23 protein-coding genes are annotated in these 19737 nt (G+C 43.7%); 19 read left to right on the top strand and 4 right to left on the bottom strand.

The window, feature by feature from the left end; genetic code table 11:
• The first annotated feature begins 11 nt into the window (after positions 1 to 11).
• The 3 genes from malQ to LCH52_10055 all read left to right on the top strand — a co-directional run bounded on the left by malQ (position 12) and on the right by LCH52_10055 (position 2780).
• The gene (gene malQ, locus LCH52_10065) at positions 12 to 1535 is read left to right on the top strand and encodes a 4-alpha-glucanotransferase (protein ID MCA0388827.1); all 1524 of its coding nucleotides are present in this window, start codon (positions 12 to 14) and stop codon (positions 1533 to 1535) included.
• Between the two features lie 14 nt (positions 1536 to 1549).
• Entirely contained in the window at positions 1550 to 2014 is a 465-nt protein-coding gene (locus LCH52_10060) for a TerB family tellurite resistance protein (GenBank protein MCA0388826.1), read from the top strand.
• A 148-nt stretch (positions 2015 to 2162) separates the two neighbouring features.
• Positions 2163 to 2780, top strand: coding sequence for a glutathione peroxidase (locus LCH52_10055; GenBank protein MCA0388825.1), 618 nt, complete (start codon positions 2163 to 2165; stop codon positions 2778 to 2780).
• Here LCH52_10055 and LCH52_10050 read toward each other — a convergent pair whose 3' ends face one another.
• The 3 genes from LCH52_10050 to LCH52_10040 all read right to left on the bottom strand — a co-directional run bounded on the left by LCH52_10050 (position 2781) and on the right by LCH52_10040 (position 6699).
• Entirely contained in the window at positions 2781 to 3932 is a 1152-nt protein-coding gene (locus LCH52_10050) for a glycosyltransferase family 4 protein (protein MCA0388824.1), read from the bottom strand.
• Positions 3933 to 4108: 176 nt separating this feature from the next.
• Positions 4109 to 6058, bottom strand: coding sequence for a response regulator (locus tag LCH52_10045; protein MCA0388823.1), 1950 nt, complete (start codon positions 6056 to 6058; stop codon positions 4109 to 4111).
• A gap of 137 nt (positions 6059 to 6195) precedes the next feature.
• A complete protein-coding gene (locus LCH52_10040; GenBank protein ID MCA0388822.1) occupies positions 6196 to 6699 on the bottom strand; it encodes a thioredoxin family protein in 504 nt (167 codons plus the stop codon).
• A gap of 158 nt (positions 6700 to 6857) precedes the next feature.
• Between LCH52_10040 and LCH52_10035 the strand changes: the two genes are divergently transcribed.
• The 13 genes from LCH52_10035 to LCH52_09975 all read left to right on the top strand — a co-directional run bounded on the left by LCH52_10035 (position 6858) and on the right by LCH52_09975 (position 15719).
• Positions 6858 to 7265, top strand: a complete 408-nt coding sequence (locus tag LCH52_10035; GenBank protein ID MCA0388821.1) for a hypothetical protein — start codon at positions 6858 to 6860, stop codon at positions 7263 to 7265.
• Between the two features lie 10 nt (positions 7266 to 7275).
• Positions 7276 to 8472 carry a DUF5309 domain-containing protein gene (locus tag LCH52_10030; protein ID MCA0388820.1) on the top strand — a complete coding sequence of 399 codons (1197 nt, stop codon included), beginning with the start codon at positions 7276 to 7278 and terminating at the stop codon, positions 8470 to 8472.
• A 190-nt stretch (positions 8473 to 8662) separates the two neighbouring features.
• Positions 8663 to 8911 carry a hypothetical protein gene (locus LCH52_10025; protein ID MCA0388819.1) on the top strand — a complete coding sequence of 83 codons (249 nt, stop codon included), beginning with the start codon at positions 8663 to 8665 and terminating at the stop codon, positions 8909 to 8911.
• A complete protein-coding gene (locus LCH52_10020; protein MCA0388818.1) occupies positions 8908 to 9534 on the top strand; it encodes a hypothetical protein in 627 nt (208 codons plus the stop codon). Before LCH52_10025 ends, LCH52_10020 begins: the two co-directional genes overlap by 4 nt.
• An 11-nt stretch (positions 9535 to 9545) precedes the next feature.
• Positions 9546 to 10271, top strand: coding sequence for a hypothetical protein (locus tag LCH52_10015; GenBank protein MCA0388817.1), 726 nt, complete (start codon positions 9546 to 9548; stop codon positions 10269 to 10271).
• Between the two features lie 2 nt (positions 10272 to 10273).
• Complete coding sequence (locus LCH52_10010; protein ID MCA0388816.1) at positions 10274 to 11713, top strand: hypothetical protein; 1440 nt, start codon at positions 10274 to 10276, stop codon at positions 11711 to 11713.
• A gap of 104 nt (positions 11714 to 11817) precedes the next feature.
• Positions 11818 to 12495 (top strand): hypothetical protein, encoded by a 678-nt coding sequence (locus LCH52_10005; protein MCA0388815.1) that lies wholly within the window; start codon positions 11818 to 11820, stop codon positions 12493 to 12495.
• On the top strand, positions 12492 to 12788 hold the full coding sequence (locus tag LCH52_10000; GenBank protein ID MCA0388814.1) for a hypothetical protein: 297 nt from the start codon (positions 12492 to 12494) through the stop codon (positions 12786 to 12788). The genes LCH52_10005 and LCH52_10000 overlap by 4 nt, the downstream gene beginning before the upstream one ends.
• An 8-nt stretch (positions 12789 to 12796) precedes the next feature.
• Positions 12797 to 13507: a hypothetical protein gene (locus tag LCH52_09995; GenBank protein MCA0388813.1), complete on the top strand. Its 711-nt coding sequence runs from the start codon at positions 12797 to 12799 to the stop codon at positions 13505 to 13507.
• A gap of 11 nt (positions 13508 to 13518) precedes the next feature.
• On the top strand, positions 13519 to 13818 hold the full coding sequence (locus LCH52_09990; protein MCA0388812.1) for a hypothetical protein: 300 nt from the start codon (positions 13519 to 13521) through the stop codon (positions 13816 to 13818).
• A complete protein-coding gene (locus LCH52_09985) occupies positions 13811 to 14335 on the top strand; it encodes a hypothetical protein (GenBank protein ID MCA0388811.1) in 525 nt (174 codons plus the stop codon). Before LCH52_09990 ends, LCH52_09985 begins: the two co-directional genes overlap by 8 nt.
• Positions 14332 to 14940: an N-acetylmuramoyl-L-alanine amidase gene (locus LCH52_09980; protein ID MCA0388810.1), complete on the top strand. Its 609-nt coding sequence runs from the start codon at positions 14332 to 14334 to the stop codon at positions 14938 to 14940. The genes LCH52_09985 and LCH52_09980 overlap by 4 nt, the downstream gene beginning before the upstream one ends.
• A gap of 5 nt (positions 14941 to 14945) precedes the next feature.
• Entirely contained in the window at positions 14946 to 15719 is a 774-nt protein-coding gene (locus LCH52_09975) for a TIGR02757 family protein (protein MCA0388809.1), read from the top strand.
• 1 nt (position 15720) lies between these two features.
• Here the strand turns inward: LCH52_09975 and LCH52_09970 are convergent, their stop codons facing one another.
• Positions 15721 to 16674: a hypothetical protein gene (locus LCH52_09970; protein ID MCA0388808.1), complete on the bottom strand. Its 954-nt coding sequence runs from the start codon at positions 16672 to 16674 to the stop codon at positions 15721 to 15723.
• A 212-nt stretch (positions 16675 to 16886) separates the two neighbouring features.
• Between LCH52_09970 and LCH52_09965 the strand changes: the two genes are divergently transcribed.
• The 3 genes from LCH52_09965 to LCH52_09955 all read left to right on the top strand — a co-directional run bounded on the left by LCH52_09965 (position 16887) and on the right by LCH52_09955 (position 19528).
• Complete coding sequence (locus LCH52_09965) at positions 16887 to 17795, top strand: Stp1/IreP family PP2C-type Ser/Thr phosphatase (GenBank protein ID MCA0388807.1); 909 nt, start codon at positions 16887 to 16889, stop codon at positions 17793 to 17795.
• Between the two features lie 271 nt (positions 17796 to 18066).
• Positions 18067 to 18606: a tetratricopeptide repeat protein gene (locus tag LCH52_09960; protein ID MCA0388806.1), complete on the top strand. Its 540-nt coding sequence runs from the start codon at positions 18067 to 18069 to the stop codon at positions 18604 to 18606.
• A gap of 19 nt (positions 18607 to 18625) precedes the next feature.
• Entirely contained in the window at positions 18626 to 19528 is a 903-nt protein-coding gene (locus tag LCH52_09955) for a DUF58 domain-containing protein (protein MCA0388805.1), read from the top strand.
• Positions 19529 to 19737 lie beyond the last annotated feature (209 nt).

Here is a 19737-nt window from a genome sequence, read left to right as displayed (position 1 = left end):
AAGGAACTCACATGGAATTTAATAGAGCAGCGGGAATCCTGATGCATCCAACCTCCCTTCCCGGGAAGTATGGAATTGGTGATCTCGGACCCGAAGCGTATAATTTTATCGATTTTCTTACTGCCGCAGGTCAAACCCTGTGGCAAGTTTTTCCCCTGGGACCGACAGGGTATGGTGATTCACCATACCAGTGTTTCTCAGCGTTTGCAGGTAATCCGCTGCTTCTATCTCCGGATGTGCTGACAGAGGAAGGTTTCCTCACAGAAGATGACATAAAGGATGTGCCGGCGTTTAATCCTGACCTGATCGACTACGGTTGGGTAATAGATTATAAAAAAGGACTTCTGCTGAAGGCTTATGAAGGATTCAAAAACAACACCAAAAAGGGTGTAAAAGAGAGTTACAACAAGTTTTGCAAGAGCAATAGCGAGTGGCTCGAGGATTATGCACTCTTTATGGCGGCAAAAGAGTATCATGGTGGAGCCTTGTGGACCACATGGGAAAAATCGATTGCAGTAAGAGATCCGAAAGAGTTGCCAAAATGGAAGAAAAAACTTGCTGAAGGCATCAACTATCAGAAGTTTCTGCAGTTCTGTTTTTACGATCAGTGGTCGAAAATAAAAGCCTATGCAAACAAAAACGGAATCACCGTAATTGGTGATCTCCCGATATTTGTTGCATACGACAGTGCTGATGTCTGGGCAAACAAAGAACTTTTCACAGTTGACGGTGACGGCAAACTGATTTGGGTAGCAGGAGTACCTCCTGATTATTTCAGTCCGACAGGTCAGCTTTGGGGCAACCCTCTTTACCGTTGGGATGAGATGGAAAAGGATGATTTCAAGTGGTGGAGAGACCGTATTTCTGCACTTCTGAAAATAGTCGACATAGCCAGAATAGACCACTTTAGAGGATTTGAAGCATACTGGCGGATTCCGGGAGACGCACCCACTGCCCAGACGGGCAAATGGGTAAAAGCTCCAGGAATGAAATTCTTCAGGACCGTTAAAAAGTACCTCGGAGATCTGCCAATAATTGCAGAAGACCTCGGGGTAATCACTCCACCGGTGGAAAAGCTCCGTGATACATTCAATTTCCCGGGAATCAAAATAATGCAGTTTGCATTTGGGACCGGGATGGAATCAAAATTTCTGCCTCACAACTACATCAAAAACTGCGTTGTTCACACCGGATCGCATGACAATGACACTACCCGTGGATATTTTGATGCTGCAAAAGGACAGGAAAACGATATCTACAAGTTTGCTCAGGATTATTTAAATTGCTACAAACACGAAGCGATGGTCTCTGCTGCCATTAAATCGGCATATGCTTCTGTGGCTAATACAGTTGTAATTCCGATGCAGGATGTTTTGAATCTCGGAACAGAATCCCGAATGAATTATCCCGGCAGATTAGGTGGTGGAAACTGGGCTTGGAGAGCAAGAAGAGAGGCATTCACAAGTGATTTGGCTGCCTACTACAATTACATGACCAGAATATTTGAGCGACCAAAACCTGAAAACGGGAACTGACAGGAGCACAGAATATGGGACTATTTGACAAGGTATTCAAGAAGAAGTTTGACGGTAAAAGAGAAATAAACCGGAACTCCCCCGAGTACAAGGCGAATATAAAGCTTGCCACGGCAGCACTACTCGTGCTGATGGCACATGCCGATGATGATTTCACCGAAGATGAGCATAAAAAAATAGTTTATCTGCTAAGGAAGAGATTTGGCATTTCCGGAGAAGAAGTGGAATCGTTAATTGTGGAGTGCCGGGGTCAGATAATTCCTGAAACTCAGGTGAGAGAGACGCTGAAGTTCATAGATGATAATTTTTATTTTGATGAGAAATATGATCTGATGAAATATCTGTATACCCTGATGCTGGCGGACTCTGATTTGAGTACTCACGAAGTCAAACTGTTTTCCACTATTTCCAGTGCACTTGGAATAAACAAGATTGCCCTGGAGACCATCAAAAAGGATGTGGAACGGGAGCAGTTATAGTCCTGACATAAAGTCGTATGTTTATTCAGCCCGGATGATCGATGATTATCAGGGCTGTTTTGTTTTTAAACAGGAAATAAGGCATGTAGTGAGGGTGAAAAATGAACTATTTTACCATTTGTTTATGTTAGATTTTCAGGAGGATAACATGAAAAAATATCTGTCTATAATTTTCGCAGTCGTAATGGTTGTGGTGGTAACAGGATTTATCACTTCAAAGAAGAGTGAAGCAAGCTCAAATTCAAATTCCGGTGTAAAAAGGAGTGAAATGGTATCTTCAGGTAAAAAACTTGGTGATTTTAAGGTGCAGGACATAGACGGCAAGGAAGTCGATCTCTCAGCCTATGAGGGCAAGGTTGTGTTGATTGTTAATGTTGCCAGTCAATGCGGATACACCCGTCAGTATAAAGGTCTCGAGGATATTTACAAGAAGTACAAAGATCAGGGACTCGTGATACTTGGATTTCCATGTAACGATTTTGGAGGACAGGAACCCGGTTCAAACGAGGAGATAAAGGATTTCTGTTCCACAAAATTCTCAGTTACCTTCCCAATGATGGACAAGGTAAAAGTGCTCGGCGAAGATAAATCTCCGCTTTTTGCATGGTTGACGGACAACAGTGTTACCGGTAAAAAGGACATCAAATGGAATTTCGAGAAATTCCTCATCAATAAAAAAGGTGAGATAGTCGAGAGATTTGTCAGCAAAGATGAACCGGATGGTGAGAAGATTACCGGAGCGATAGAAAAAAATTTGAATTATTAGTTATGATTTATTAGTTATGACTTGATTTGGGAGCAGGGAAAGAATCCTGCTAATTGTTGTGTTGAAGTTGTGTTGGGATAATGCCCATTGACGGGCATTGTCCCCTTTTATTTTAATCGTTTCAGGATGAGTAACAAATTCTGAAATTGCCCCCGCGATGGCTTTGCTTGAGCCCGGTTCCACGAGAATTCCTCTTTCATTATTTCCGATTTGTTCTGTGGTTCCCCCTGCATCTGTTCCGATCACGGGCAGACCGGTCATCATTGCATCGATTACCGAGAGGGAATACATTTCGTTATGAGTCGGGAGCACAAAAATGTCCATTGCAGAGAGCCACGAAATATAATCTTTTTGGAACGGTATCAGCTTCAGGGATGCCGGATTGTTTTTGGCAAGTTCTTTCAATTTTGAATAGAGAAGGTCAGCCTGTTCCTCGTAAACGACTTTTCCCGTATCGTCTACCTCTTTTACTGTCGGTTCGCCCATAATCCAAAATTCCACCTTTGAGGAAATTCCCGGTTCGAGATACTGAAGTGCTTCTGCAAAAATTCCCACACCCTTGCCACTGTCAATTCTGCTCATAACGGCAACAACAATTTTTTCATCGGGAGTCTTCATTTCTCTTCTGATCCGGTTTCTCGTCCCGGCAGACACCTTGTAATTTTCTGTGTATCTCCCGTATCTGACAAGTTTTACCGCTCCGTTGGGGACGGGGAGGTAGTTTTCACATTCCCGTTTTGAAAATTCCGACGATGTTATCAGTTCGTCCACACTTCCATACACAAAACGGTGCACAAAATCCTTTTTTGGACCCGTACCCATGTAAACAGCGTGAAGATGTTTAATTCCTGAAAGTTTCTTCAGCAGTGCTCCCGTGAAAACATCGTTTCGCGTATGTGAAAAGATCGCGCTTACACCATTCTTTTTGACAAACGCATTTAGCCGGAGCACCTCAATAAAAGAAAATTTAAGTTTTGTTGAAGTGTGAATTACAGCGATTCCTGCATCCCTGCATGCTTCATCCACGACTGAAAATTTTCTGCAAACCACGAAATTCTCAACCCCTGCTTTTTGAAGTTCGAGTATAAGATCGCGGACATAGAGTTCGCGTCCACCCCGGGCAGATGAGTTTATAAGGTGGAGGAGAGGCATATTAATCCAATAATGCAGTAATGCAGTAATGCAATAATCCAATAATGCAGTAATGCAATAATCCAATAATGCAGTAATGCAATAATCCAATAATGCAATAATGCAGTAATGGTTGTGATTGGAGAGTGGTGGACTGGATTTAAGAGGGTACCGGACATTCGGTTATGCATCTGAGGTTAGACCGGGAGATATTTCTTCAGTTCTGAGACAAGTATTTCTGGTGAAACCGGTTTGTAGAGCAGATTTGTTGCTCCTGCATTCATTGCAAGACGGGAGAGGTTGTCGTCGGGAGCATCGAGCACGGCAAATATAGGAATGGTTTTATAGACATTTGACGATCTCATTCTTTCGATTATTTCAACCGGTGACATGCCTGGAAGATTCATATCGAAAAAGGCGAGGTCGTAAGGTTCCGATTTAAGGGCATCGAATGCGGTAACACCCGAGTCGGCAGTAGTGAGAACAATCCGGCTGTTTAGAAGTATTTTGGTCATGTCTTCAAGAGCCTGTCTGTCGTTGTCGGCGTAGAGGGCTTTCAGAAATTCATCATCGGCGGGTTCAGGCTGATATTGTGTTTGCGATGGTTTGCGGTCATCCTGATAATCGTCTTCCTCTTCATATTCCTGTCGTGCCCGTTCTCTTCTGGCAGATTCCTGTCTTGCTTTCCTGATTTTAATAATCTCGGAGAATTTCTTTCTGATGGCAGTCAATGTATCCTGAAGTGCATCCACATCTTCCTGTGAATTCGTCAGATCGTTACTCAGAGATTTTTGGAGGTCGAGAATTTGTTTCAAGTCGGCTTCATATTCATCACGGAGAGCTTCGAGAGATGAAAGTTCCCTGTCAATGTCGCGAAGTTTTCTGTTTCTTATTTCGATTATACCCTTGAGGTTGACTGCTTCGATCTTTTTTGCCTGTATCTGTTCCAGCAATTCCTGATATTCATCATTGCTTTTAGAGTAGGCGATCGATTTGTCATTCATTTGCTGATTCAAACGGGTAATATTCTCAATCATCGCCTCTTTGGAGCCCGAAAGTCCCTGGATTGATCCTCTGATTTGTTCGAGAAGTCCGGAAGTAATTTGCCGTTCTTCGTTCAGGCGGTCAACCTGTCTGGTTAGCAACTGAACTTCAGCGTCGAGTGCGGAGGCTTTACTCAGCAGGGTTTCCACCTTTTTCGAGAGAGCGGTTGCTTCATCATTCAGGTTAGCCCTCTCGATTTTTATCATCTCGAGTTTTTTCTCGTTTTCCTGCAGTTCTTCAATAACCTGATCTGCTGCAGCCGATATTTTGGAATATCTGATTTTTGCTTCAGAGAATTCACGATCGAGGTGGGCAAGCTGCTCCTGCCTTTGTTTGATTGCATCGTCGAGGTCTGATTTCATTCGCATCAGTTCCCGCTCGATGGAAATTCTTTCCTGAACAACATTTTGTTCGAAGGCAGCCCGTTGTTGCAACATTTCGTTGCGCATTTTATTGATATCTTCGATCAGTTTTTTCTTGATCTGCTCCAGGTCACGGAGTTCAAATTCGAGTTCTGCTCTTTCCTTGAGAATGTCCTGCACTTTGTCGTAAACTTCATCGTACCTTACGCGCAGAATTTCAAGGTTGGAGTATTTTTCCTTGTTATACTTAAGTTCTTCGAGTTCCTGCTGAAGTCTGATAATATTTTCTTTTTTACCGGACTCTTCCTCTCTTATCAGTTTAAGGCCCTCATCGTACTCTTCAAACTCCACTCTTGCGGATTCAACTTTAGAAAGAAGTGTAATCAGTTCCTTCGAAAATATCTCCGTTTCCTTCTTTTTTTCAGTTATTTCAGTCTCAAGTTCACCAATAAGTTTCGACTTTGACTCGAGGTCACCGGAAAGCTGGCGGTGATTTTCTTCTGTTTTCTGGAGTTCGCTTCTTTTTGTGTAAACGAGGATGGAGAGGTCGGATTCCTCATTTCTGAGGTCATTTACTTTTCTGGTCAGATCGGCGAGTTCAACATTTTTAGAATCAAGATCATTCGATAACCGTTCTATTTCTCCATTGGCAGCTACGAGGTCCTCATGTTTTTCAAGGAGGTCTTCATACTTTTGAAGAAGTTCTTCGAATTCTCTTTTATAGTTTCTAAACAGACTCAAGACGCTTTAATTTTGATGGAAAAAGAGTTTTAATTCAATAATGCAATAATCCAATAATGCAGTAATCCAATAATCCAATAATCCAATAATGCAGTAATCCAATAATCCGGTAATCATTAAGGCAATGACCGGTTGGTTTACTGTTGAGTTTTGGTGCCGGTTTTTTTGTAAGCGGTGATGAACTCAAGAAATTTGGTTTTGGAATACGATTTACCTTCCTCGAGGTCACCTGTATTCTGGGAGTGGAGGAGACTGCCGTCACCTTCCAGAACAAAGAAATGGGGATAACCCTCAATCTTCGGGTAAGCAGAGAGAAAAGCCTCATTTTTATTTTCAGGGCTGAAATTTACTTTAAGAACCACAAAAGCATCGTGGAATGCCTTTTTAATATCATCATTCGTTTCCACGAATTCATCAATACGGTGGCACCAGATGCACCATTCGCCGCCCACATCAAGCAGGATTCTTTTATTCTGTTCGGTTGCCTGTTTTACTGCAGATTTCAGATCTTCGACGGGATTACGCGTCGGGTCGAACTTCTCCCGTTCAACTTTTCCTGCCTGAGCGAAAACAGACATTCCAAGGAAAGCTGCGAGGAGCAGGAAGTACTTAAAATAGCATGTCCATTTACTGCTGCACATAAATCACCAATTTTTTAATTCATCATGTTAATTTATGAAAAAAAGATCATAAGATAAAGAGTTTTGATGATTTGTAGTAACAATAGATGTGTAAATCTTTAATATTGAGAGGGCGGGCGGCACTTCCTAAATTTGCATCGTAAATTTTGAAGGTAAATATGAACGAGGAAGAGTTAAAAAATTTGTTCAGTGAGCTCATCGCTGCTGCCGCTGCGGGGAAGGCTGATGAGATAAAGCGGGGGATAAGCGAGACACTAGGATCACCGGATGCTTCCGAATTGATACCCGAGTGGGACAGGGAATACCCGGGGTATTTTGAAGTGGTGTCAGTCGATCCTGCAGTGTTTGCTCATCAGTTAAAAAAGTTCAGGGAGCACAAGGAAAATCTTGCCGACCTTGAGAGGAGGAAAAAAGAGGAAGGGGAGACGGTCATCAAAAAAGTGAAGGAAACATTGAAGAGGGCGGAGAGGCTGCGCCCTCCGATGGAGACTGGGAGTTCGGGAAGGCACTCGCTGGCAGGCAACAGCCGTTTATTGAAAAGCATAATTAATCAAATCACTAATTAGAGAGGGAAACATGGCTTACGAGTCAATCAACTCAGGTGTGGTATCTTCATCAACAATGAATGCTGCCAACGCAGTACCTGATGTAGAGAAGATACTTTATTTATTAAAACCATATCAGACACCGCTGCTTCAGTTCCTTTGGTTCTCGGGGCGTAAATCGAAGGAAGTAAGGAGTCCGTTCGCAAAATTCTCCTGGTTCGAGAGTGAACTTTTCCCGCACCAGACGACAAACAAAACAACCATTTCTGCCCTGGGTACACCGGCAACAATCACATTGAATACATCAAACTGCAATTCGCTGTCGATCTTCAATCTTGATGATATAGTACTCATCGAAGAAACAGACCAGATGGCTTTTGTCTCATCGAAGTCGACGAATCAGGCAGTTCTCACCCACATCGATGGCAGCTCTAATCTTTCGTCACTTCAGACTGAAGGGATGTATCTGAAAATTATCGGCAGCCGCAATTCGGAATATTCAGGTGTAAGAACTGCTGTAAGTGTAAAAGAAGTGGAGAAATTCAACTATCTGAACATTTTCAGCGAAAGTGTTGCCACCACCGGAAGACATCAGGCAGGAGAAAACTATACGGACGGAGTCGATCATCCTGCACTGGTTGCAAAGAAAATTGAGGAAATGAAGCTGCAGGCGGAGCGATATTTCCTTTTTGCACCGGGTCAGGGGTATGCCACTGCCGGCAATTACAGGACAACCTGGGGGCACGGCTTTCTTGGGCGAATACTTACAAATGTGAACAGTTATTCACCGTCACTCGATGAAGATACCTTCGATGATCATTTGAGAGAAGTGTTTCAGAAGGGATCTAACAGGAAAATTCACATTTGTGGCAGTGGTCAGCTTTCTGAAATCAATAAATTCATTAAGAACAGGTATGAACTGAATCCAAATCCTGCAGTTTCAATCTACGGAGTGAATGTCAGGGAGTATCTGACACCCTTTGGGAGCGTGGATATAATCTGGAATCCTGTGATGGACGGGAAATTCACTGATTACGGATTCACAATCGATGCCGACAAGGTTAAACTTCGTTTCATGGCAAACGATAAAAAAGGAAGCAGGAAATTCCGTATCGAGGAAGGAGTGGAAACCCCGGGTGTGGATGGAACAACCACAAAGATACTTATGGACCTTGGCATCGAAATCCACAATGAGGAATGCCACGGGATACTGAGGAAAGCAGTTTAGGAGAGACTCGAGAACTTGAGAACCTGAGAACTTGAGAACCTGAGAACTTGAGAGCTTGAGTACCTGAGTACCAGAGAACTTGAGTACCTGAGAAATTTGGTACTGAAGTCACTCGAGTCTCTTAAGTTTCTCAAGTTTCTCAAGTCTCTCAGGTCTCTCATATCTCAAAAAAATGAAAGGAGAAACGGAAATGAAATTCGTAAGTAAATACAGGAGATACTCGATAACGCTGGCAGGGAAGAAGTTTTCATTCGTTCCCGAGGGGGTTACGGGAGTATACTTCACGGATGATGAAGACGCGATAGCTGCTCTTAAAGGGTCTGTGGCTTTTGGGAGGGATTATCACGAGACAGGGGAAGTCAGGGTTGAACAGGTCACAGGGAAAGAGACGGAAGGGGGAGCAACGGGGAAAACCGGTGAGAGGGGGAAGAAAAAATGACAACTGCAGAGATGGTCACGAGAGTAAGATCGCTTCTGGATGAAAGGGAGGCAGGTTTCTGGAGTGATGCCGAGGTATTGGATGCCTTGAATGACGGTCAGGATGAAGTGGTGAACTACTGTCTGTTTGTCTTTGCTGAGGGGGGAGTGGAAGGAGAGCTCCCCCTCCTTCTTACGCCGCTTGAAACGGAGCAGACAATCGAGCCGGTTACTGCGGCTGATATCGCTCTCCCGTCAGGTTTTATGTATCTTCTCTCGGTAAAATGTGCTCCCACATCGGGAGCATTATTGAAGCCTTGCATGATCCGGAGCACTTCCATGGCAAGATATGCACGGGAGCACAACCGTTTCCTGAAACCGGATGGAGCAAACCTGTATGCCTTCCTGAGGGGAGGTAAACTGGTCTTCGAACTTCCTCTGGTAAACGGCAGGGTGGTAATAAATTATCTCAGGAAGGCAAACAGAATATCAGAGGTGCAAAACAGCGAATTGCCCGATAATGCGTCAGGAGCAATTATCTCGTATGCCGCAGCACTTCTGCTCGAAAAGGATAAACAGAATGAAGAAGCCGCCGGTTTTTTTGGAATGTTTACCAACAAAATTGAAATGTTATCACAATTATAAAGGAGGGGAAAATGGCATCAACACTGGCAGAACTAAGGGATCAGATCGTTATAGATGCGAATGTGCAGGGGAATCCTTTGTTTCCTGTTAACAGACTGAACAGAATTATTAATCTTGCACAAAGGTCGATACAGACAGAGTTGAACGGACTTGGGATGAAGAAATGGGAGACGAGAGTTGTTTTGAGCGAAAGTATCCGTTCGACAACCTTTGTTGGCAAGCCTGTTGTTTCGGTTACACTGAATGAAGAGAATTTCCCGCAGATGCTGGAGAGTCCCAGATCGATTATCTTTATTGAGTGCAGTGACGGAGTGGCGCACGGTCTGGCATTTGAAGTGGATCTGGAGAGATTCAAAGAGCAGATCGACAACACCTGGCTGTCACCGACCACAGGGTCAGCGGTTTTCATGCGACTCGCAAATCAGGTACTTGTTGCACCCGTGGAGGTTAACTCACTTGTGGCTTATTATTACAAAGCTGCAGCGGATCTCGTCAATGACAATGATGAAACCTCGATACCGATGGAGTTTGAGGAATATGTTATCAAGAAAGCGGTAGCGGAGATCGACGGAATTTTGGGGAATCTTGAAGCAAAGCAGGTAAAAACCAAACAGATTCAGAGTGAGATTTCGGCAGCATATCAAAAATTTCTCGAGAAGCAGGGTGAACGCGGAAGGCTCGCAAAGGAGAACACCAGAGGTCTTCCGGAAAATATCAGATACAATATGGGTTATTGACAATGGACACATGGATAATGGCGGGAGCAGTGAAGAGAATAAACGAGTTGCCGGATCCCCTGTTGCTTGGCGAAGGTGAAGTGCAGGAGATGATAAATCTGGTACTGGATGATGCAGGTTCGGGGGGAGTTCCTGTGCGGAGGGGGAGTTGGAGAAATTCCTCCCTCCCTTCCCTTTCTTCCGAAATCTCAGGCCTCTTCTCATTGAGAACGGTTTCCGGTGGGGAGTTTCTTGCAGCGATTGCCGGAGGGAAACTTTATGTTTCAAAAGATGGGACCGAATCGTGGGTTGAGGTTTGTACAGGACTGGAGCATTCAGAATACTACGGAGCACTGGACACAGGTGGAGGGAGATCCCTGATATTCAGCGGTTTCTCGAACAGGGTTGCGGGGGGAACGGATTTTGAAGAAGTGACATCCCCGGGAATCGAACAACCCCTAATTTCGGGTGATACTCCCGTTGTTGTTGTTCAGCATGATACAGGCGGGAGCATTCCCCAGGGATGGTATAACTATGTACTGGTTTACGAGTCCGGAGAGGGGGATTTCTCTTCCCCCTCGCAGCCTTTTACTGCTTACAGGTCGCATACAACCGGTTCGACTGGATTTTCAGGCACAGCCAACAGAGTAGAGATCAGCAATTTACCTGTTCCTTCCGATCCAAGGGTGGTAAGAAAAAAGCTTTTCAGGACGAAGGCTGTCACTGCATCTTCACTCTCGAGTTCACCCTTCATTTATTACGAACTCGCGGTACTGCCGCCTGATGAGTCGGATTATACCGACAAGTCGCATGATGATGAACTTTCATCGTGGCGGATCGCAAAATTTACATCCCTTCCTGCAGGTCTGTCATACTGCTTTAATAAAGGGAGGTTATTCACCGGGAATATCAGAATGCAGGAAATCAACTTCTTTGAGCCTCCTTTTTCAAATGACGGTGCAGGCATCAGGATATTTTCAGGCTCGGGTGTGATAACAGGAGGAGAAATTTGGAATGCTTCGGAATACAGATATCGCATTGTTTATATGGATGCGAACGGGACTGCAAGCCGGCACATCGAGACACCATCAATTCTTACTCCGGGTGAGGAGTTTGAGAACATGGCAGCAATAACTCTGAATTACATCCCGTTTCTTCCTTCTGCAGAATCCACAAGAATAGTTGAGAAAAGGCTCTACAGAACAAAAAAGGACGGGAGCACCTTCTTCAGACATCCTGTAAAACTGACACTTAACCAGATTGCATTCACAGATACTCTCGGTGATGACGGTCTTGGTTTCGAAACATTTGACAACAGTGTAAAAATTACCGATTTCCCATCCACGATAGCTTTTTCCGAACCCGGGAATTTTTCTCATTTTTACCGGAGAATGTCATCTCGCTTCCGCAGGGGAGCAATGCCGGGATCATCTCCATATACGATGATGTTGATGGCATCTTAATCTTCACCGGCACCTCAATCAGTAAATTATATACTACCGGTGATCCCGTTACCTGGCGGATTGTAACCCTGGAAAACCGGACCGGCGTCGGGGACAGAAATTCGGTGCTTCGAACGGGGAGCGGGATCTGGTTTTTTTCCAATGGCAGTATCAGGAGATACAGTGGAGGAGAGATTACTGCTCCGGGTGAGTTGCTGCTTAAAACATGGTCACAGGTTGAATCATTCTATCCGCCTGCCTGGTTATCAGAGAGGGGGTGGTGCTGTTTTCCTCTGAAAATGAAGAATGGTTCGTCAATGCTGCTCATTTATGATGAGAAGACAGGTTCCTGGTACAAATTTACTCATTCGGGTCTGAAGGGAGTATCGACTTTCTCAGGTGGTGCCGAAGAACTGCTTCTTGCATGGAAAAGTGGCACAATCTGTGAGTACAGGTCTTCTCTTTTGTCAACTGATAACATCGGAGAATTGGATACAGAGGTGGAAGTTGAGCTGACAGGCAGGGCATTTTCATATCAAGGTTACGATCTAATGAGGGCGAGAAAGTTGAGAGTATATTATGAGTCACTCCCTGGTGAAGTGGAGATTACACTTCAAAACGACTCAGGTGAGCTGACTGTCGGATATCCAGTAACAGAGGAGTCGGAGTCGATCAAAATTATCCCTGTTTCACAAATGACAGGGACAGGGGAGTTTTGCCGGAGAATTGCGGTAAAAATAAAGGGAACAGGGTTAAAAATTTTACGGATGATAAAACTTGAAACCAGGAGGATCAGGGCATGACGAATGTTCAAGAGATGCGTAACTGGTTTGCACCGGCTGTAGCACATGGTGACCGGTTGCCTGAAAACGGCAGTCTCGATGACGGGACCTTTTTTCTTTTGAAACGGGAGGGGATTAAAATACTTTTTCTGTTTACGGGGGGAGAGAAGTTACAGGTGGCATCAATACCATACATAACTTCGGTGCTCCCGAATCCGGAAGCAATTCCGGAGTACACCAGAATTTTACATGAATCCGGCGGAGAGACAAGTGAATATATTTTAGTTAAAAGCAAATGGGTTAAAATAAATTAGGAGGGAATATGCCCGGAGCATCAGGTGGCGACACCTATAACTACATAATGGAAGAACTGTTGAGATCGGCTTTGGGGAGTGTTTTCCCGGGGAGTGTTTCGGCAGAATCAATAAAAGGGATGTTCGGAAACAGCGGAATCGCCGGAAACTATAACAGCAGCATTTCCGGGATAAAAAAGACTCTAAGTGATGAAGTCTCTTCGGGGAGCAAGGCTCTAGCCGAACAAAGAGCTCTTGGAATCAGGGAGCTGGAGAAATCGAGAGGTGGAGCGATCGACGAATTGAAAAAATCTCTGGTTGAGGCAGGGCTAAACAAATCAGGGGTGGCGGCAAACACCATGAATAAAATCTATGAGAGCGAATCGGATGCCAAAAATTCGCTGGTGACCAAAATTGCTGCCCTTGACGAGGAGAGTCGAAAAGATGCAATAAACAAACTGCTCGGAATTGAATCGGTATCGGCATCTCTTGGAGCGAGTGACCGGCAGTCAGAGCGTGATTTGTTTTCTCTGTTGGGGAATCTGAAACTGTCGGGTGACAGAAACAGAATGTTAAAAGATGAACTTGATCTCAAAAAACTCGCTTTTGAAGAGGGAAAGACGGGTATTGGTGGTGTAATTGGATCAATCCTTGGGAGTCTTCTCGGAATCACGGGCGGCGGGCTTGCTCTTGGTGCATCTGACGAATTAAATAATCTGATCTTTGGATCAAGAAAATAGGGGAGGAATCGATGGAAATATTATTTGGTCTTCTTGGTGTCTGGTATCTGGCACTGTATGGTGCGATAACCAGTATCATCACTGAAGCTGCATACATGATTGCAAGAGGTTATATCAGAAAAAGGTGGATGCTGGTAGTTACAGCTTCCGTTGTCACCCTGCTGGGTGATGTTTCAACCGGGGAGATAACGACTTCGGTTTTGTCGATTCTCCTTGTGGCGTCATTCAGCATTCTGTTTTATACTTATATTGGTGAATACACAATTAAGCGGATTTTCGAGTATATCCGGGGAGAGAAAAAGATTGAATAGGTGGACAGCAGTTGCAGTTTGTGTCGTTTTGGGAGCATTGATCTTCTGGTTCGTGGCACGAAACAACACCGGGAGCACGCATACGGGAGTACGGATTATTGAAAAAAGTGTAGTCAGGGATACTGTTTACTCAATCAAATATCAGACAATTGAGAAGGTAAAGCCGGTTTTTACCGTGGATACAGTGGAAGTATTCGTTGTTTCAAGCGATACGACGAGTATGGAAAACCGTGCTCCCGTCTTCACCGCCTCGCTGGATACCGTGATGTTTGATTCATCACTTTCGCTTGGGATAAGATACAGGTCACCTTCTCCCCTTGACGCAGAATCTTTTTTTGAGATAGATGCGAGACTCAAAGAAAGAAAGGTGAGAGAGGTGGAAACTGTTTACATCGAAGTGGAGCCGGATATTCTAAGCAAATGGCTCCATTTCGGCTTGGTGATAGCCCCGGGGTACGGGATACTTAATAAACAAACAGACATATTCATAGGAATGGGGGTAATGATAGGCTTATGAAACGAAAAATAAAACACCTGAACGAAGGGGAATTCATAAGGGAAGTATATCCGAAGTCACAGATTGTCCTTCACGGGACGGCGTCTTCTTCTGCGGCGGGGGTTGGTGACTGGTGGAATTTGCAGAAAGGAGCTATTGCCACGGCTTTTGCAATCGATAAAGGGGGTGAGGTAATCGAACTTTTCCCTGCCTGTTACTGGGCATATCACACCGGAAACGGATCGGCATACGATGCCCGCAACATTGGAATTGAGATAGCAAATGAAGGCTATCTGAAGGAGATCAACGGCAAATTTCATTGGAATGCGGGCTCGGGCTGGCAGGAATATACGGGTGAAGTCTCTGACTTTAAATCCACATGGCGGGGGTTTCGATACTTTGCCGGATTTACTGAAGCTCAATATGAAGCAACTGCAAAACTTTGTGCTGATCTTTGCTGTTTTTTTGATATAAAACCATCGGTACAGGACAGTTTTGAATATTCGCCTTCGTATCTTGCATATAAAGGAATAGTAAAACATTGCAATCTTTATTCAGGCAAGCTCGATGTTACGCCGGCATTCGATCTCAATAAATTTAAAACTCTGTTAAATAAATATCTGTAAGCAAATTGTCGAACCTTAAAGAAAGACTTGAATTTCATTATAAAGCATTCGGGCGGGATAGGCTCTCGCCCGACCCGCTGGAGATTCCCCACCGGTTTACTTCACCTCAGGACATTGAGCTCGCCGCTTTTTTTGCCGCGAAATTCGCGTATGGTTCGGTCGATCAAATCATTAAAAATGTAAACCGGTTGCTTGAACTTCTGGATGATTCTCCGGCTGTTGTGTTAAAGGATTCGGTGCATCTTGAGGAGAGAGTCGAGGGATTTTATTACAGGTTTTATTCGTCACAGGATGTCGCAACACTTCTGCTGGGAATTCAGCATTTTATTTCAAAATATGGCGGAACGGGGTTAAAACCTCTGTTTATGGAGGGATTTAACGGGAATGGCAGCCTGAAAGAGGGAATTCAGCACTTCAGCAGTTCGTTTATTGATTTTGCAGAGAAGTCGGGAAGACTGACGAGAGGATTTCGCCATTTCTTTCCTGAACCTGACAGAGGAAGTGCCTGCAAGCGAATGAACTTGTTCTTAAGGTGGATGGTTCGGGAGGACGAACTCGATTTCGGCTTCTGGAAAGAGATTGGGAAAGAGAATCTGATAATTCCGCTCGATTTACACATCGCAAGAATCAGCAAGGAACTCGGACTCACGAAGAGAAATGATTCATCATGGAAGACAGCGGCAGAAATCACAGACCGTCTCAGGGAATTCGATTCTGATGACCCCGTAAAATATGACTTCGCCTTGTGTCACATCAGTATGAGGAAGCTAAAGTTCTGAGTTACTTTATCTCTTCAAAGCCGCAGAAGTACCATTTACTGTCGGTTTTGGAGAGATAAATTCTCAGTTTATTGAAAACGAGTTGTCTGCTGACCGAGTTTAAAGCTGTGGTCAGCTTTTTTTTGTCCTCACTGTTTGTTGAGGGGTCAGTGTCGATAAACTTTTTGATTTTCATCATCCTGTCACGGTCGGGCATGGTAATCAGGACAGGGGCTTTAGCAGGATTATAGTTTTTTACGGGGCGGAACGAGAAGAAAAATCTTTTATAGGGAGCCATCCCTTTTGGGAAAACCATCTGCAAGGAAACCGCGGTTACACTTCCCCCTGAAAATTGGGCATGTATGAACGGAGTGTTGTCTTTGGCGAGAGAACCAATGCCCTCTTCACTTCCGTCCAGTCCATAAATCATCAGTGAAGTGGCGGTAAGAAGCAATCCGGAGAGTGATGCATCATCCAGTCGGGAGATTGAGATATTATCTTTACCACCCGGCAGGTTACCTGCCGGCGCTTTTTTTACAACGGGGGGATTGAAGGTCAACTCCTTCATCAGATTATCGACCTGTCTGACCCAGAATTTCCTGTTTTTATATTTCTTGATCAGTTCCCGCTTTAGAAGTTCGGCATCGAGTCTCTTTTTGAAAAAACCTGTTGTTACTTTAAATTTAGTCTTTTTGAAAGCCGGATCATCAAAAATTTTAACAGTCAGACCTTTGCTTGCCCATGCTTTGGCGTTCCCTTTTGCCTCAGCTTCAGTTGTGGTTGAATGAAGGACGACTGTGAAGAGGTCACGGGGAATTGCCGGTGAAGTGGAAATAAGCTCAGGGACCGGACCCGAGAGTGAATCGACCGTAAAACCCGGCGGATAGGTTACTTTCGTCGAATCACTTTTTTGAGCAGGCGTTATGACCGACATTATGCCCAAAAGGAGGGCAGTAAATAATGATGATCGGGACATATGAGCAAAACTCCGTTTTACATCTTTAATTTGTGCAAAAGTAAGACCATTAAAAAGCAGATTTCGCTTTTCGTACAGAAGTAATTTCAAATTTAAGATATTCCATCGCAAATTTCAAATTTCTGTTTAAATATCACATCAATGTAAAAATTTTTTTCATAATTTGCGGTGATAAATACAGAAACTTATGTGCAAAAATCTGAACTTTTAATATGACCAAGAAATTAGACCGGGAACGCATTGATGTTCAGGTTGAAACCGTAGCGATAACAGATCCAGGAAAAGAAAGAGAGCGAAACGAAGACTATTTCGGCTACCTTTCAGGTGAGTTTGGTTTCCTGTTTGTGGTATGCGACGGTATGGGTGGTTCTGCCGGAGGTGAGCTTGCCTCGAAGACAGCAGTGGATACCATTCTTGAGCATTTTGACAGTGTGACAGAGTATTACACACCTTACAAGGAGTTGCAGGCTGCTTTCGCGAGAGCAAACACAAAAATAAGGCAGATAGCATTGGAGCGCCCTGAATATGAAGGGATGGGTTCGACTGCCGTTGCTGCCTTGATAATGGATGACAAACTTACCCTTGCACATTTGGGTGACAGCAGAATTTATCTTTACAGAAACAGGAAGCTTTTTCCTGTGACAAAAGACCACTCCCTTGTCCAGTCACTCGTTGACCGCAAAAAGATAAAGGCTTCCAAAGCTGCAAATCACGAGCAGAAACATATAATCACCAAGGCTCTTGGACCCCGTGCAGCAGCAACCGCTGAAGTATCTGATTTTATCAAGCTGTATAATGGTGACAGGGTGTTGCTTTGTACAGACGGACTAACCGGTGAGGTCTCCGGGAGGGATATCAAAACAATCCTCAAGAAAAACAACATTGAAAAGGCAGCCCAGATTCTTGTCGATACCGCGAATTCCAACGGAGGCAAGGATAATATAACAATTCAACTGATTGAAATTTCCGGATGCAGTAACCTTCCTTTAGGTTATGTTGACAAGAATCCCGTCCATAAACCGAGAAAATATGAAAATATTTTTATCTGGTTCCTTTATCTGACAACAATATTGCTTGTGTTTGTTCTCGGGTATTTCTCCTATAACTTCTTCTTTAGATAGGGCAGAAGGCTGAAAGGAGAAGGCTGAAGGCTGAATGTAGAGGGCTGAGAGAAGAAGGCTGAAGGCTGAAAACAAATATTCGCTATTCATCCCTCGCAATTCAACCTTCACTATTCATCCCTCGCAATTCAACCTTCACTATTCATCCCTCGCAATTCAACCTTTACTATTCATCCTTCGTCCATCAAAATTCATCTTTTTTTTGAGGAGCGTGGTGATTAGATTTACGGCTGAATTATTTATAAATATGTTGTGAAAAATAGAGAACAGAATGAAAAAATTATCGTTTATTTCAGCCTTGTTAGTGGTATTGTTGTTTGCAGGTTGCGGAAAGAATCCACAGACATACCTTGATGAAGCAAAAAAATTAATTGAGGGCAAAAAATTCAAGGATGCAATCAAGGTTTACGAGACCATGATAAAAGAGATGCCTGAAAGCGACAGCCTTGTAGTTGCGTATTTTAATCTTGGAAACCTGTATCGCATGCCTGAAGTAGCAGAGACATCAAAGGATAAGCTTTCTGCGGTTGAGAACTACAAGAAGGTTTTCGAGAAATTCCCTAAATCACCCTATGCACCGATAGCTCTTTTCAATTCCGGATTTATATACGGCAACGAGTTGAATGATATCAAGAATGCAACAGAGAATTATAATTTACTGATCAAGAATTTTCCGGATCACGAACTTGCAAAGATTGCGAAAGATGACATGGCAACTTTGGGCAAGACCCCCGAAGAACTCCTGAATGAAAAACTTAAAGAGCAGGACAAAAAAGCCAAGGACGGCAACAAAGAAGTTGCTCATCCATAAGCCGGCAACTGGCAATTAGATGCCGTTGAAAGGGAACGAGGATCACAGAAAATATCTTGATCCGGCGGTTATTTCAAAGCTCGCCTCTTTAGACATAAAAACAAAATTTGTGGTAGAGGGCTTCATGCTTGGTTTGCACAGAAGCCCCTATCACGGTTTTAGTATCGAATTTTCCCAGCACAGACCCTACATTCAGGGCGATTCCCTGAAAGATGTTGACTGGAAGATCTATGGCAAGACCGACCGTTATTTCATAAAGCAATACGAAGAAGAGACAAATCTCAAAGCTCATATTCTTCTTGATACCAGCGGATCGATGAGATTTGCTTCTGAAGGCAACATTTCAAAACTTGAATACGGGAAGATTCTTGCCTCTGTTTTGGCATATATGCTGATCAAACAAAACGATGCTGCAGGTCTGTACCTTTACAGTAACAAAATAGAAAAAGTACTCCCTCCAAAAGCAACCCGGATTTATCTTGACGAGATAATGAAAGCGTTATCCACAGCCGAAGGGTCCGGCATATCTGACACGGCGGCGTCTGTGGCGGGAATTGCCGATAAAATTACCCGGAGAGGGTTGATTATTGTAATTTCAGATTTGTTCGAAGACCCTGATAACATATTGGAAGCGATAAAAAAACTGACCATCTCGAAGAGCAGAGTAGTGGTTTTTCAAATTGTTGATCCCCTTGAAAGAAGTTTTGCATTTACAAAGGATGCCATATTCAAGGATATGGAAACCGGTTCGGAAATTTCCACGCAACCACAGCAAATTGCAAAGGCATACAAAGAAGCATTCGAGTCGTTTACCACCAAAATCAAGTCAGGTTGCTTGAACAGTGGAATCGACTACAATTTGATTGACACTTCGCAGCCGTTCGATGTGCCGGTTTCAACATTTCTTAGAAAGCGAATATAGCCTGCCGGCAGCATGAAAGCCGGATGACCGTCCTCACACCCGAAAACACCCGCAAATATTAAGTTAGTAATACAAACAGATTATTAAAAATAATTAATAAGAAAAGTAATTAATGTACTATTTAAAGAAAATTAGTAAGAAAAATTACTATTTTAGTTAAAAGGTATTATTTTTTTTTAGAAGCCATATCAGAGGGAAGGATAGCTTCC

This window comes from Bacteroidota bacterium (assembly GCA_020161395.1).
GTDB lineage: Bacteria > Bacteroidota > Ignavibacteria > Ignavibacteriales > Ignavibacteriaceae > UTCHB3.
This window is presented reverse-complemented; position numbering and strand designations above follow the sequence as displayed.

What these genes read in the sequence shown, in the direction of transcription:
- LCH52_10030 (MCA0388820.1), top strand. Translation starts at nt 7,276, where the DNA reads ATGGCTTACGAGTCAATCAACTCAGGTGTGGTATCTTCATCAACAATG.
- LCH52_10035 (MCA0388821.1), top strand. Translation starts at nt 6,858, where the DNA reads ATGAACGAGGAAGAGTTAAAAAATTTGTTCAGTGAGCTCATCGCTGCT.
- LCH52_10040 (MCA0388822.1), bottom strand. Translation starts at nt 6,699, where the DNA reads ATGTGCAGCAGTAAATGGACATGCTATTTTAAGTACTTCCTGCTCCTC.
- malQ (MCA0388827.1), top strand. Translation starts at nt 12, where the DNA reads ATGGAATTTAATAGAGCAGCGGGAATCCTGATGCATCCAACCTCCCTT.
- LCH52_10020 (MCA0388818.1), top strand. Translation starts at nt 8,908, where the DNA reads ATGACAACTGCAGAGATGGTCACGAGAGTAAGATCGCTTCTGGATGAA.
- LCH52_09960 (MCA0388806.1), top strand. Translation starts at nt 18,067, where the DNA reads ATGAAAAAATTATCGTTTATTTCAGCCTTGTTAGTGGTATTGTTGTTT.
- LCH52_10000 (MCA0388814.1), top strand. Translation starts at nt 12,492, where the DNA reads ATGACGAATGTTCAAGAGATGCGTAACTGGTTTGCACCGGCTGTAGCA.
- LCH52_09995 (MCA0388813.1), top strand. Translation starts at nt 12,797, where the DNA reads ATGCCCGGAGCATCAGGTGGCGACACCTATAACTACATAATGGAAGAA.
- LCH52_10055 (MCA0388825.1), top strand. Translation starts at nt 2,163, where the DNA reads ATGAAAAAATATCTGTCTATAATTTTCGCAGTCGTAATGGTTGTGGTG.
- LCH52_10015 (MCA0388817.1), top strand. Translation starts at nt 9,546, where the DNA reads ATGGCATCAACACTGGCAGAACTAAGGGATCAGATCGTTATAGATGCG.
- LCH52_10010 (MCA0388816.1), top strand. Translation starts at nt 10,274, where the DNA reads ATGGACACATGGATAATGGCGGGAGCAGTGAAGAGAATAAACGAGTTG.
- LCH52_10025 (MCA0388819.1), top strand. Translation starts at nt 8,663, where the DNA reads ATGAAATTCGTAAGTAAATACAGGAGATACTCGATAACGCTGGCAGGG.
- LCH52_09965 (MCA0388807.1), top strand. Translation starts at nt 16,887, where the DNA reads ATGACCAAGAAATTAGACCGGGAACGCATTGATGTTCAGGTTGAAACC.
- LCH52_09980 (MCA0388810.1), top strand. Translation starts at nt 14,332, where the DNA reads ATGAAACGAAAAATAAAACACCTGAACGAAGGGGAATTCATAAGGGAA.
- LCH52_10060 (MCA0388826.1), top strand. Translation starts at nt 1,550, where the DNA reads ATGGGACTATTTGACAAGGTATTCAAGAAGAAGTTTGACGGTAAAAGA.
- LCH52_09955 (MCA0388805.1), top strand. Translation starts at nt 18,626, where the DNA reads ATGCCGTTGAAAGGGAACGAGGATCACAGAAAATATCTTGATCCGGCG.
- LCH52_09970 (MCA0388808.1), bottom strand. Translation starts at nt 16,674, where the DNA reads ATGTCCCGATCATCATTATTTACTGCCCTCCTTTTGGGCATAATGTCG.
- LCH52_10050 (MCA0388824.1), bottom strand. Translation starts at nt 3,932, where the DNA reads ATGCCTCTCCTCCACCTTATAAACTCATCTGCCCGGGGTGGACGCGAA.
- LCH52_09990 (MCA0388812.1), top strand. Translation starts at nt 13,519, where the DNA reads ATGGAAATATTATTTGGTCTTCTTGGTGTCTGGTATCTGGCACTGTAT.